General features: G+C 41.9%; 12 protein-coding genes. 9 read left to right on the top strand and 3 right to left on the bottom strand.

Translation table 11 applies throughout. The annotated features are described in order from the left end of the window. Positions 1–53: 53 nt before the first annotated feature. Together efp and WKF66_RS01600 are read left to right on the top strand one after the other, a co-directional pair. Positions 54–614 carry an elongation factor P gene (gene efp, locus WKF66_RS01605; protein WP_489672652.1) on the top strand — a complete coding sequence of 187 codons (561 nt, stop codon included), beginning with the start codon at positions 54–56 and terminating at the stop codon, positions 612–614. 123 nt (positions 615–737) lie between these two features. Continuing rightward, a complete protein-coding gene (locus tag WKF66_RS01600; protein ID WP_489672651.1) occupies positions 738–1,298 on the top strand; it encodes a 5-formyltetrahydrofolate cyclo-ligase in 561 nt (186 codons plus the stop codon). A gap of 231 nt (positions 1,299–1,529) precedes the next feature. Here the strand turns inward: WKF66_RS01600 and WKF66_RS01595 are convergent, their stop codons facing one another. From WKF66_RS01595 to WKF66_RS01585, 3 genes are read right to left on the bottom strand one after another with little or no spacing between them, the layout of a single operon-like run. After that, on the bottom strand, positions 1,530–2,312 hold the full coding sequence (locus WKF66_RS01595) for an exodeoxyribonuclease III (protein ID WP_489672650.1): 783 nt from the start codon (positions 2,310–2,312) through the stop codon (positions 1,530–1,532). Next, positions 2,312–3,004, bottom strand: a complete 693-nt coding sequence (locus WKF66_RS01590) for a peptidylprolyl isomerase (protein WP_489672649.1) — start codon at positions 3,002–3,004, stop codon at positions 2,312–2,314. Before WKF66_RS01590 ends, WKF66_RS01595 begins: the two co-directional genes overlap by 1 nt. A gap of 45 nt (positions 3,005–3,049) precedes the next feature. After that, positions 3,050–5,203 (bottom strand): ATP-binding protein, encoded by a 2,154-nt coding sequence (locus WKF66_RS01585; protein WP_489672648.1) that lies wholly within the window; start codon positions 5,201–5,203, stop codon positions 3,050–3,052. 185 nt (positions 5,204–5,388) lie between these two features. Between WKF66_RS01585 and WKF66_RS01580 the strand changes: the two genes are divergently transcribed. From WKF66_RS01580 to WKF66_RS01550, 7 genes are all read left to right on the top strand, one after another. After that, on the top strand, positions 5,389–5,781 hold the full coding sequence (locus WKF66_RS01580; RefSeq protein WP_489672647.1) for an HYC_CC_PP family protein: 393 nt from the start codon (positions 5,389–5,391) through the stop codon (positions 5,779–5,781). Positions 5,782–5,856: 75 nt separating this feature from the next. Next, positions 5,857–6,393: a heavy-metal-associated domain-containing protein gene (locus tag WKF66_RS01575; protein WP_489672646.1), complete on the top strand. Its 537-nt coding sequence runs from the start codon at positions 5,857–5,859 to the stop codon at positions 6,391–6,393. A gap of 10 nt (positions 6,394–6,403) precedes the next feature. Continuing rightward, entirely contained in the window at positions 6,404–7,210 is an 807-nt protein-coding gene (locus tag WKF66_RS01570) for a hypothetical protein (protein ID WP_489672645.1), read from the top strand. Between the two features lie 70 nt (positions 7,211–7,280). Then, positions 7,281–7,850 carry a YceI family protein gene (locus tag WKF66_RS01565; protein ID WP_489672644.1) on the top strand — a complete coding sequence of 190 codons (570 nt, stop codon included), beginning with the start codon at positions 7,281–7,283 and terminating at the stop codon, positions 7,848–7,850. A gap of 176 nt (positions 7,851–8,026) precedes the next feature. Continuing rightward, positions 8,027–9,208 (top strand): FAD-dependent oxidoreductase, encoded by a 1,182-nt coding sequence (locus tag WKF66_RS01560; RefSeq protein WP_489672643.1) that lies wholly within the window; start codon positions 8,027–8,029, stop codon positions 9,206–9,208. 84 nt (positions 9,209–9,292) lie between these two features. Beyond that, entirely contained in the window at positions 9,293–10,936 is a 1,644-nt protein-coding gene (locus WKF66_RS01555) for a M14 family metallopeptidase (protein ID WP_489672642.1), read from the top strand. A 12-nt stretch (positions 10,937–10,948) separates the two neighbouring features. After that, the gene (locus tag WKF66_RS01550; RefSeq protein WP_489672641.1) at positions 10,949–12,682 is read left to right on the top strand and encodes a M14 family metallopeptidase; all 1,734 of its coding nucleotides are present in this window, start codon (positions 10,949–10,951) and stop codon (positions 12,680–12,682) included. Positions 12,683–12,686: the final 4 nt, after the last annotated feature.

The following is a 12,686-nucleotide window of genomic DNA, read 5'->3' as shown; positions in this document are numbered from 1 at the left end:
TACCTTTGCGGCACGAAAAACGGCCGTGATTACCGGCAAAATTTCAAAACCAAATGGCAAAAGCATCGGAAGTAAAGAGCGGTAACATCCTTCGTTTCAACGGAGAATTAGTACAGGTCGAAGAGTATCTTCACCGTACGCCGGGTAACTTAAGAGCCTTTTATCAAGCAAGAATGAGAAATGTTAGGACCGGTAAAGTGGTTGAATACAGATTTCGTGTGGATGAAGAGGTAGAAATTTGTCGTGTGGAAACGAGCGATTACCAGTATTTGTATGAAGATGGTGACGCCCTTGTAGTAATGGATAATGCGACTTTTGAACAGTTCAATATTCCAAAGATACTATTCGGAAAAAGCATGCGTTTCTTAATAGAAGGCATGAATGTAATTATAGCATTTGAAAGTGACGAGCCGATTATGGCGCAAGCACCTTCGCATGTGGAGTTAGAAGTAACCTACTCTGAGCCTGCAGTTAAAGGCGATACCTCGACAAATGCATTGAAGTATGCGACATTAGAGACCGGAGTAGAGATTAAAGTGCCATTGTTTATCAATCAAGGCGACAAAGTCAGAATTGATACACGTACAGGCGAATATGTAGAAAGAGTTAAATAAGAGTTTTTCATAGTTAAGTTTAGGTTTAGGTTGATTGTGGCTTCGGAGTGGTTCCCGAGGCCATCTTTTTTTATAAGTTTGTTGTAAAATAAGACGGTGGAACTTACAGTAAACCGGATCTCTATGAAAAAGAGCGAAATTAGAAAATCGATAGGCGAGCAGCGCAGCAGGATCCCCATCCAGGAGGTCGAAGCACTAAGCTTTAAGCTCTTGCAACAATTTAAAAAGCTCGACTTTAACAACGTCAAGGCGCTTCATATCTTCTTACCGATTGCGGATAAAAAGGAACCCGATACATTTATTCTAATCAACTGGCTCCAGGACCACCATCCGGACATCAGGATTGTTGTGCCAAAGGCAGATTTCGAAACCTCTTTGATGACTCATCATATTTATCCTGGAAGAGAAGGCTTAACGAAAAACCTATTCAATATTTTGGAGCCTATTGGTTCAGACGTTCATAACGCTGAGATTGATTTGGTAGTTGTTCCCATGTTGGCATTCGACCTGAGGGGATATCGCGTGGGCTATGGGAAAGGTTTCTATGACCGGTTTCTTCTTGATATCGAAACGCAAAAGGTAGGTCTCTGTTTCTATCCTCCTATGGAGGCTATAGAAGATATCAATCAATATGATGTAAAGTTGAATCTTTGCCTCACCCCAGAACAAACGTTCAAATTCTAAGCTATGTCTGGAAATTCAATGTTCACAGGCCAACTGTAGGATTGGCTTGGAACAGGTATATGGTAAGCTTTGACGTGATCAGACAGCAATCAGGAGTTAACTCGCAGTTAACAGGAAGTTGATAGGGGCAGTGTCCCTGTCATCTCCCTGTTAGGTCCCTGTCGATTCAAAGCCTACTCCGACTAATTCCGTAAGTTATTAGCTTTGCGAGAAATTGATATATCCCGCAAGTTAATTATAAACTTCGGTATTTAGTTCTAAAAGTACCGGACAATGGTCAGAATGAATCGCATCTGGCAAGATTGTCACGTTCTTTAGCTTATCTAGTAGCGCCACCGATGCCAGATGATAATCGATACGCCAACCCAGGTTCTTACCTCTCGAGCCTGCTCTGAAACTCCACCAGGTATAGTGATGAGGGTCTTTATTAAAAAACCGGAATGTATCGATGAAACCATTGCTTAAAAATAGTTCCATCCACTCCCTCTCTTCAGGTAAAAAGCCCGAAGAGTTAGCATTCGACTTCGGGTTATGGATGTCAATAGCCGTATGACAGATGTTGTAATCACCTGAAATAATGAGCTTGGGAAATTCTAATCTTAAGTCTGCAATATAACTATCGAAGAAACGCATAAAGTCATACTTTTTAAGCTGTCTCTCCTCTCCACTCGACCCGGAGGGCATATACAGGCTCATCAGAGAAAAGTCTTCAAAATCGGCTCTTAAAATGCGTCCTTCTTTGTCGATCCATTCTTCGCCGCAGCCATACTCCACATGCTTCGGTTTTATCTTAGTAAGGATAGCGACGCCACTGTAGCCTTTCTTTTCAGCAGGAAACCAATAGTGATGGTAGCCTAATTGCTCAATGATTGCAATAATCTCAGGGATTTGGACGGGTAACGCTTTTACTTCCTGCAGGCAGATCATATCGGCACCTGAGTCTTGCAGCCAGCCAAAGAAATTCTTGGTTGAGGCCGCCCTGATGCCATTGACGTTATAAGATATGATTTTCATTATATTGCTTTTTTAAGTTCTTTCTCAAGCTTTCTAGCCTCACGTTTCTTTAGCAAGGTCAGCGTCATCCGGACATCTGTAACAGGTCTGTCATTCTCGCCTGTAGCTACCGCAGCAACGCTATCTACTAGTTCAAGACCCTTCACAATTTCGCCGTAAACGGTGTAGTTTCTGTCCAGATGGGGAACACCACCCAATGTTTTGTAGACTTCACGTTGCCAGGTTGGGATCTTTGCTTTTAAGCGATTCGTTTCCACTGCATCCAATTGTTCATCGGTAAAGACTTTGCCTTGTACCAGGTAGAATTGGCTACCGCTTGATGACTTGTCTTCATTATCATCTCTCGCGGCAGCAAGAACGCCCTTTTTGTGAAATAAGCTATCTCTGAATTCTGCTGGAACGTTAGCGCCAACTGATGTTTCGCCGAGAGCTGCTCCTGGCTTCGCTGTCTTGGAATCAGGGTCGCCACCCTGGATCATGAAATTTTTGATCACCCGATGGAAAATCGTGCCGTCCAGTTCATGCTTCTTCGCCAGCTTTATAAAGTTGTCCCGGTGTAAGGGAGTTTCGTTGTATAGTTTAATGATACAGGTTCCCAGGTCTGTTGTTATCCTGACGTACTGATTCTTAGGTTTTGCAGCATAACTGGTCAGGAAGAGAAAAGACAGGAGTAAAGTAAAAATTCTGGTCATTTGTTAGGTTTGTTATCTGTTGCAAAGATAACGCTTCAAGTAGTCCTAGATTTCTACAAACAACAGTAATTTTTCAAAAAGATTTTCTTTAATAAAAGGCTTCGATATGTATTCGTTCATACCAGCGCTTATACACCGGTCACGTTCATCTGCTGAAACCGAAGCAGTCATTGCAATTACGGGCACATTCAACTTCAGGTCTTTCCTTATCTTCATCGTAGTTTCCCTGCCATCGATCTCCGGCATTTGGATGTCCATGATTATCATGTGGAACTTCCGGTCCTTCAAGATACTAAGAGCCGAGAAGCCGTCGTCAACCACAGTGGCAATGATCCCGGCATTTTTTAGTGTCGAAGAGATTACTTTCTGATTTATCAGATTGTCTTCAACAACCAAGACTTCCTGGCCTTCTAGAAGTGAGAACTTAACGCTTTCATTTGCCGACCAGCTCTCCGGCAGTGATGTTTCATAAGGCAGATCAATAGAAAAACAGCTACCTGTTCCTTCTTCGCTTTCGACTGATATAGATCCTCCCTGCAATTCCACCAGTTGTTTCACTATGGTTAGCCCCAGACCAGTGCCGCCGAATTTCCTGGAAATGTCAAGGCTGGTTTGGGCAAAGCTTTGAAATATGTAATTGATTCTATCTTGTGGTATACCGATACCCGTATCGTAAACTTTTATGAGCAAAGTCACTTCCGGAGCTTTAAAAGCCTCTGCACTAACCGTAACACTAATTCCGCCTTCTGCCGTAAACTTGATCGCATTAGACAAAAGATTGCACATGATTTGGTAAAGCCGAAGTGGGTCTCCCAGCAGCGCTGCGGGAACTTTATGGTCAATGTTACAATTTAAATAGATTTTCTTCTGGTTTGCCTTGAGCTTTAAAAGGTCAAATGACTGTTCTATTACCTCGGATACTTTGAAAGGAATATGTTCCAGTTGAAGCATTCCAGCTTCAATTTTTGAAAAGTCGAGGATATCATTGATGAGGGACATCAGACTTGTTGACGATTGTTTAATCGTGGCGAGGTAATCTTGTTGTTCCGGAAGGAGTGCTGTTTCAGATAACAAATCGGCCATTCCTATTATTCCATTCATAGGGGTTCGAATTTCATGGCTTATATTCGCCATAAACTGCTCCTGGGTAAGTCTGGCGTTTTCAGCTTCTTCTCGAGAGATCTCTAAGCCTCTTTCGTTTTGAACTCCTTCTGTGATGTCGCGACTTATAAGTGCTGAAGCAATTACAACACCTACCGCATTCTTCACGTCAAATTTCCTTGTAAAGAAGTGATACTCCTGGCCCTCCACTTCTACTGTTTCTTGAGACTCAAAAGGGGGTAAGTTATCATACCTCAACTCTGGCTTCTCGAATTTTAACAGTCTCGGGCTCTCAAGCTCTTTGAACGTTTTTTGATGGACCTCTTCAGATGGCAGACCAATAAAATCCAGAAAGGCCTTGTTCACATATAGTATCCTGCCATCGTTGTCGACGATGTGCATGCTCGTTGTGGTGTTATCTAACAAGGAGCCTACGAGTTCAAATTGCCGGTCTTGCACTGCTAGCCTTTTTTCGAGTGATAGCTCTTGTTTCCGATTGTTGTAAAAAAATACAACATTCGTGAAAACGAGTGCTGTTATAAGACCTAGAGAAATTAAAGCCATGCGTTTCGAATCGGCGGAGAACATGGAAACAGCATTACTTTTTTCGATTATACCTTGCTTAAGGGACTTTCTGTATTCAAACAAGGAACTCCAAACCAGATCCATATGCGCCTCACTAGCTTCAACAGTGTTTTTATCCGCCCTCTCCACATTTTCTGAACGTGAAATATAGCTTTGAATTATATCCCTTTCTTTGTAATAAATGGAGCCCATTGTTGCCGTTAACGATTTCAGGTCACTGCCTGCATCACCAATTCTTTTCATTTTAATTAAAGCACTATCAACTATTGTGCTGTGGAATTCAATGTTTGTAGCAAGGACTGATGTCGGATTGGCCACGTAGTTCCTAAAATATTGTTGCATTGAACCCAGGTTAGAGCTGAAAAGGTCGGAAGATTCCAATAAGGACTGCATGTTCATTGCCGTTTCTTGAGCATCATGGATCTCGCTGGCTTTGTGGTACTGATAATATATGGTTCCAAAAAACCCACTTAATAGCAGTAATAGCACAATATGTGCACTTTTTATATTCATTGATAGGTAGATTAGATGCTGTAAGTTACTCTGTTTTTACTTAAGATGTATTATAAATTATTCCATCAGGTTTTAACATCAGCCTGAGCATTAGTCTTATTGCCTATACTATTGATGATTTTTTTTCGTTATATTTGCAATTATTATAATCGGTTAATAGAACCTCTTAGGGCATATTGATGAAAATGCAACAGAAAATAGCGGCGGCACTTTGTGCCTTTTACCTGATCACGGTGATTGGGTTTGCTGTTAATATGCATTTTTGTAGCGGGAAGTTATCATCGGTAAAGCTGAACGCGACTGCTGAGTGTAGCGCCTGTAAGGGTGAAAAAGCATTAGCTAAAAAACACGATTGCTGTGAGACCAGTTCAGTAACCGCTAAGATAACAGATAGTCACGAGGCTGGATTCAAGGTTAAATTACCGCAGGATTTCAGTATCACTTTGTTTTTAACTCAAAGATTCTCCTTTCTTGCCAAGTCAGTTACTTCCTTTTCTGTTGCCGGGGCCTTAAACAAGGCACCAGCGCTATCTTCCATATTTTCTTTACATCTTCTGAACTGCGTCTTTAGGAATTAGGATTTATTTAAAGCTAGATCTGATCTTTCATGATCACTGAATTCTATCATTTAAATTTTTCCAATCATAATCCTAATGAAAAGTATAACATATCTATTTGGAGCATTCTTGCTTCTATGCGCAGGTACATTATCTGCCCAACAAATTTCTTCAGCAGAATTACAAGTTAATGGCTTAACCTGCTCTATGTGTTCTCAGGCAACTGAGAAATCGCTTAAAACGCTTGGCTTTGTAGAAGGCATTACACCAGACTTAAATACCAACACTTTCCTGATTAAATTCAAAAAGGACAAACCAGTAAACGTGGATCTTATCAAGCAAAAGGTCCAGGATGCAGGGTTTTCAGTAGGGAATCTGGTAACTACGTTCAACTTCAATAATGTTAAGGTAGATGCCAATGGACAGGCAAAAGTCGGCTCAAACATAATTAAGGTTCTTAACGCTAAAAGTCAGGTACTTAATGGGAATGTTAAAGCGACGATCGTTGATAAGAACTTCATACCCGGCAGCGCCTTCAAGAAAAGAGCCGCGCAGTTGAAACTGGATAGCTACGTGAGTGGTTTTGGCCTTGTCAATGGCGTAAAAACTAGAATTATTCATGTAACGATATAGTGTTTCTGAGATGAAATTCTTACAGATCATGGCAGTGCTGCTTTTAGTAAGCGGCACTGCTAAATCACAGGAGCTATATGTCTTTTCGGAACCTGCCAGCAATATGCCATCGAAGTCCCTGGGTATCCGGTTAACCAATGAGGGAATGTCGCAGTCCGGCTTCGTTACACGGACAATCCCCGAGGTTATGATCGGCTTTAATAAAAATCTGATGGCCCATGCCCAGGGCTTCTTCTCAGATATGGATGGTCGGTATCGATTGGAAGGTGGAAGCCTTTATGCGAAGTACAGGTTCTTATCAAATGATAATGTGAGAAGTCACTTCCGTGGAGCAGCATTTGCAAGAATCAGCACCAGCAAACGGCCTACTTATACACAGGATATAAATTTAGAGGGTGATAACAGTGGCTTTCAAGGGGGCGTCATTTTTACACAATTGCTGCACAAACTGGCACTCTCCGGATCAATAAGTTACCTGCAGGCGTTTCGGGATGATGAAAAGCAACATCCAACGATGGACCGGCCAGAGCAATTATTAGGGTACAGTGTATCTTCGGGATATCTGCTACTGCCTTTTGTTTACAAGAACTACAATCAACCTAATTTGAATCTGTATTTTGAAGTATTGGGGAAAACCAATCCCAGCAATGGCCGGTCGTATATAGACTTTGCTCCCGCTGTACAGCTGGTGTTAAATAGTCGCACACGCATAGATGCCGGGTATCGGTTTGAAGTCGCAGGAAATATGAAAGATCGGTATACAAAGAATATGTATCTCGTTCGTTTAGAGCTAAATCTGTTTAATGTGCTCAAATAGCTTTCTTATCTTACATCAAGATATTCTTGAATCCATTTCCTTAGGTTTGCATTAAATCAAAATTAGAAAGATGAAAAAATTAGTATTACTATTTGTTGCTGTTGCCATTAGCACAGCCTCATTTGCGCAAACGAAGTGGACGGTAGATCCAATGCATTCATTCGTGAATTTCTCTGTTAAGCACATGGGAATTTCGTTTGTGGACGGTTCATTCAAAAAATTTGAGGGCAGTGTCACTGCGGCAAAACCGGACCTTACAGATGCAAAAATTAGCTTTGCTGTTGACGTAAACAGCATTGATACTGATGTTGAGCAACGTAATAAACATTTGAAATCTGATGATTTTTTTAACGCAGAGACGTATCCTAAAATGACATTTGAAAGCACTTCTTTCAAAAAGTTAACAGGGAACAACTATGAATTGAATGGTAAATTGACCATTCGTGATGTAACTAAGGATGTTAAATTTGCTGTTGTATTTGGCGGAACAGCGGAAGCACAAGGCAACACTAAAGCCGGGTTCAATGCTACGACTACAATCAACCGTCTGGATTACAACATTAAATACGATCCTACTGGTGCTGGAGTAGCTAAAGATGTGATGATCATACTTAATTTAGAGTTTGCTAAAGCTAAGTAAACAGAATTAAAGAGGTTTGTTCCGGGAGCCTTTTCCGGGCAAACCTCTTTACATTAAAGTGAGTTTCTGGCGTTAAGCTATTAATTGTTAAAAATCGTTAAAATCAAGCGATTGCCTACCTTTTTACCGTAAATACGATCAATTTAGAGATATTGCATCAAATTATTTATTACGGGATGAAAAGGGTTTTCTTTGGTGTCTTAGCTGCGGTGATCGTTGCAAGCAGTGTGCAGGCGCAAACAGTTAAGACGGGTGTGTTGGTAGTGGGGAATGGAAGTAATGCTTTAGGGGCTGGGATTCAAGCCGCTAAATCGGGAGTTAAAACGACCATCTTGATGACAGAAGCAGGTTTTTCGCCCGTGCTTTCCTCCAAATCTATTGTCTCCGGTATTGAGCGCGATTTCTTAAAGGCAATTAATAACGGCAAACAAGCGTCTCCGCAGGAAAATACAAATGACCTGATCAAGCTTTTCACCGACACCATCAAGAATTTGACTGTCATTAAAAGTGCTACGTGGTCCAAATTTAAGCGATCGGGAGGTGGATGGGTTGTTGAACTTTCTAATAAAAGCAGTATTAAAGCCGAGGTTCTGGTAGATGCGGACCGTTCTGGTAAACTCAAGCAGGCTTTGCAAATAAACTATGTATTTCCTTCCTGGAAGGACTTAGACTATACTAATAATCTTTACAAGACCAGTATTGCCGCTGGCTTTCAAACTGGCAGTACCAATGCCAGTTTCTTATCTTTATACCAATTCTTGATCCCAGACCAGAATAATTTCTTAGCGCTGAACCAAGAGCAGGAAAGCTTTTCAGCCGGCCAGGCGGCAGGTGCTACTGCAGCTTATGCTGCGTTTTTTGATAGAAAGACTTCTGAGTCTAATTTAAAGAACATTCAAGGTGAGCTAATTAACTTCCGGTTGTCCATCATGCCATTTTCGGATGTGAATGATCTGGACAGCAACTGGAAGGCCATGCAATTTGTGGGCTTGTCGGGCATTTTGCAAGCAGAGTTGTCGAATGGAACAGCATTTTTTCGTCCCGAGAAAGCAGTTACTACCGGAGAGATTACACAGCCGTTAAAAGATCACTTTTATAAAGCACAGATTTGGTTCGACGATCATAAGGGTCAGGATATGACCATAGGTGCAACTATTGATCTGGTTTGCTATACCGGGGGCAGATCTCCTGTGACTACCAGGGCGGAGATCATCAAGTACTGGAAGACCAAGTTTAAGTTTGCATCTGAGTTCGATGAAAAGAGAATTATCAACAGAAGGGAGTTTTCTGTGTTATTTTACAGTTATAATAATCCTTTCAATGTTATTGTGGATAAAACCGGAAGAATAACCCGGTAAATCACTTGTAACATTTATAAAACTTTAGGAAGGCATCATTTAGGGATGGCAATTTTCTATAAATTGCAGTCATAACCCAAACTGATGAAGAAACTCTACTTTTTAAGCTTATTATTTACTTTATTCGCCGTTGTGGCTTTAGCTCAGCGGCAAGAGGATTACAGTAGCAATGCTGTTCTTGCGAAAAGAGTGAAAACACTCTCGGATAAATACCCACAACTGTTTAAATCTAAGGTTTTGGCCCAAACTACAGGTGGGAAGACCATCTGGATGCTTACCCTGGGTAGCGGAAAAACAGAAGCGAAGCCAGCTATCGCCGTAGTTGGTGGTGTTGACGGCAAACATTTGCTCGGCGTAGAGCTCGCAATCGGATTTACTGAAAAGCTTCTTGCTGCATCTTCCACTGATAGCGTCAGGAATCTCCTGAATACACAGACTTTTTACGTCTTCCCAAATATGAGTCCGGATGCTACGGAACAATATTTTGCTTCTGTAAAAGCGGAGCGGACTGGGAATGCAACAGCAACTGATGACGACCGGGATGGGAAATTGAATGAAGATGATTCAGATGATCTGGATGGCAACAGGAAGATTACATGGATGAGAGTGAAGAGTCTTACTGGAAAGTATAAACTAAATTCTGACGATCCAAAAACATTGATTCTTGCCGATCTCGCAAAAGGGGAGACTGGTGGTTATATGTTGTTGTCTGAGGGAATTGACAATGATAAAGACGGAGTATTCAATGAAGACGGAATAGGAGGGGTAGGCTTTAATAGGAACTCCAGCTATAGTTATAAACCTTTTGGTGTGGGAACCGGGGATTACGCCGTATCGGAAAAAGAAAACAGGGCCCTCTTCGACTTTCTGTTTGATGCTTTTAATGTGTACGCGGTAGTGACCTTTGGGCCCTCCAATAACCTTTCTTCAGCGGTGCAATTCAATGCTGCCGGAGTTGCAAAACGGGTGATCACCAGCTGGTACGAAGCTGATGTTAAAGCAAACGCATTAGTATCTGAACGCTATAATAAAGCCACTAATACTAAAGATGCTCCAAAAGTAAGCCCCGAGAGCGGCGACTTTTCACAATGGGCGTACTTCCATTACGGACGCCTGAGCTTTAGTACTCCAGGTTGGTGGGTACCTAAAACCAGTCCTGATACAGCGCGGAAAGAAAAGAAGTTTGTGAATGAAGATGCTGCGGCTTCTTATTTGAGGTGGGCAGCAAGTCAGGGAATCACCAATACATTTACCGACTGGAGAACAATTGATCATCCAGATTTTAAAGGGCAAATTGTTGAAGTTGGAGGGATTGATCCATTTGTGCTTATCAATCCACCATATAGGATGGTAGACGATATCACGTTAAAACACACGAGCTTTCTAATTAACCTGGCTAAGATGGCCCCTGTTTTGGAGATGACCAACGTAAAAACGGAAAAAGTCTCTGATGGGCTAACGAGAGTTTCACTGCAGTTACTGAATGCAGGAGAGCTGCCAACGTATACAAGCGTTGGTGACCGGAGCTATTTTTTAAAGAAGATCGTTGTTAAAGTGACTATCAATCCCAGTCAATCTGTGGTAAGCGGGCGCAAATCGCAATCTCTGGAGAGCATTGCGGGGAAGGATTTCCGGGAATTAACCTGGCTTATTAAAGGAAGTGGCAAAATCAGTATAATGGCTGGTAGTCCGACAACCGGAAGTAAATCTATTGATATCACACTTTAATCAAAGACGATAATGAGAATTAAATCCACCATTCTTTTGAGCGCATTGATTTTGTGTTCAGGAATCATCAAGGCTCAAAAGCCAGAGAATATATTGGCTGCAGTAGGTACGCCACCAAATCCAAAAGTTCAGATCAGTTTGAATAGATACAATGACCACGCGGCCATCACAGAGATCTGTAAAAAGCTTGCCGCTGCCCATCCAGACCTGGTGAAACTAGAGTCTATGGGCAAGTCTTTCCAGGGGAAGGAGCTTTGGGTAATGAGTATTACCAATACGAAGGCAGGGAGTGCAGATAAAAAACCTGCGATGTATATTGATGGCAATATTCATTCTAATGAAATTCAGGGAAGTGAGTTTGCCCTTTATACCGCTTGGTATCTTGCAGAAATGTATGCGGCCGGAAACAAGGCCATTCAATCGCTATTAACAGATAAGACTTTTTATATCGCTCCAACCATTAACCCGGATGCACGTGACAACTTCATCCATCAGGCAAATACGGCGCATTCGCCGAGATCAGGATTGATACCAATTGACAATGACCGTGACGGCGCTGTTAATGAAGATGGCTTCGATGACCTGGACGGAGATGGACAGATCGTAATGATGCGCCGTAAAAATGTTAACGGCAGGTACAAGGTTGATCCTTCTGATTCAAGGCGAATGATCATGATTGGTAATGATGAAAAAGGGGAATATGAGTTACTAGGATCTGAAGGTATTGACAATGATAGTGATGGTTTTGTTAATGAAGATGGAGAGGGGTCATATGATCCAAACAGAGACTGGGGATGGAACTGGCAACCGAACTATATACAGAACGGGGCTTATAAATATCCTTTTTCACTGCCTGAAAACAGGGCGATTGTTGACTTTGTAATGAAACATCCCAATATTGCGGCAGCGCAGTCATACCACAACAATGGAGGGATGATACTTCGGGGTCCTGGCGCTTTAGAAGATCTCGATACTTACAACGCGCAAGATGTGCGGGTTTATGACGCCTTAGGTCAGAAGGGAGAAGAAATGCTGCCCGGATACAAGTACCTCGTTGTTTACAAAGATCTGTATTCAGTTTTCGGCGGTGAGTTGGACTGGTTTTATGGTGGCCGGGGTATCTATACCTTCTCTAATGAATTATGGACAGGCTATTCAATGTACAATAAAACAGATGGAGAAGATAGTCAGAATCAACTTTACACCTTTGATAAAGATCTTCTAATGAAAGATGCTTTCATAGACTGGCATTATTTTAAACATCCACAATATGGCGACATCGAGATCGGTGGTTTCAAAAAGACTTATACACGCTTGCACCCCGGCTTTTTGCTAGAAAGTGATGCGCATAGAAATATGGCGTTTAGTGTTTATCATGCTTATAACACACCTAAGTTGAGTGTTGGGGAAATTGAAGTAAAAGACATTGGTGGTGGCTTTATACAAGTAACCGCGATTGTAATTAATGAGAGAATGATTCCCACACATTCCAGCCAGGATGTAAAGAATAACATTGAGATCCCTGATGTGATTTCTTTGTCGGGAGTGAGCGTTGTTGCAGGAATGACAGTTACTAACCGGGACCTCGGAATTACTACCGAACAGAAATTGGATCCTACCAATATTAAGGTGACCAACATCCCCGGAAATGGATTTGTGACCGTCCGTTGGCTGGTAAAAGGATCGGGAAAGATGACGGTGACTGTGACGAGTAAAAAAGGGGGCGCGGCCTCTAAAACCAACTAATTTT

The sequence above is a fragment of the Pedobacter sp. genome, assembly GCF_037719805.1.
Lineage (GTDB): Bacteria > Bacteroidota > Bacteroidia > Sphingobacteriales > Sphingobacteriaceae > Pedobacter.
Note: the sequence above shows the minus strand (reverse complement) of the source record. Positions and strands in the feature narration are given on the sequence as shown.

Bases quoted from the DNA above. Each gene is read 5' to 3' on its own strand.
- efp (WP_489672652.1), top strand. From the start codon at position 54: ATGGCAAAAGCATCGGAAGTAAAGAGCGGTAACATCCTTCGTTTCAAC.
- WKF66_RS01600 (WP_489672651.1), top strand. From the start codon at position 738: ATGAAAAAGAGCGAAATTAGAAAATCGATAGGCGAGCAGCGCAGCAGG.
- WKF66_RS01595 (WP_489672650.1), bottom strand. From the start codon at position 2,312: ATGAAAATCATATCTTATAACGTCAATGGCATCAGGGCGGCCTCAACC.
- WKF66_RS01590 (WP_489672649.1), bottom strand. From the start codon at position 3,004: ATGACCAGAATTTTTACTTTACTCCTGTCTTTTCTCTTCCTGACCAGT.
- WKF66_RS01585 (WP_489672648.1), bottom strand. From the start codon at position 5,203: ATGAATATAAAAAGTGCACATATTGTGCTATTACTGCTATTAAGTGGG.
- WKF66_RS01580 (WP_489672647.1), top strand. From the start codon at position 5,389: ATGCAACAGAAAATAGCGGCGGCACTTTGTGCCTTTTACCTGATCACG.
- WKF66_RS01575 (WP_489672646.1), top strand. From the start codon at position 5,857: ATGAAAAGTATAACATATCTATTTGGAGCATTCTTGCTTCTATGCGCA.
- WKF66_RS01570 (WP_489672645.1), top strand. From the start codon at position 6,404: ATGAAATTCTTACAGATCATGGCAGTGCTGCTTTTAGTAAGCGGCACT.
- WKF66_RS01565 (WP_489672644.1), top strand. From the start codon at position 7,281: ATGAAAAAATTAGTATTACTATTTGTTGCTGTTGCCATTAGCACAGCC.
- WKF66_RS01560 (WP_489672643.1), top strand. From the start codon at position 8,027: ATGAAAAGGGTTTTCTTTGGTGTCTTAGCTGCGGTGATCGTTGCAAGC.
- WKF66_RS01555 (WP_489672642.1), top strand. From the start codon at position 9,293: ATGAAGAAACTCTACTTTTTAAGCTTATTATTTACTTTATTCGCCGTT.
- WKF66_RS01550 (WP_489672641.1), top strand. From the start codon at position 10,949: ATGAGAATTAAATCCACCATTCTTTTGAGCGCATTGATTTTGTGTTCA.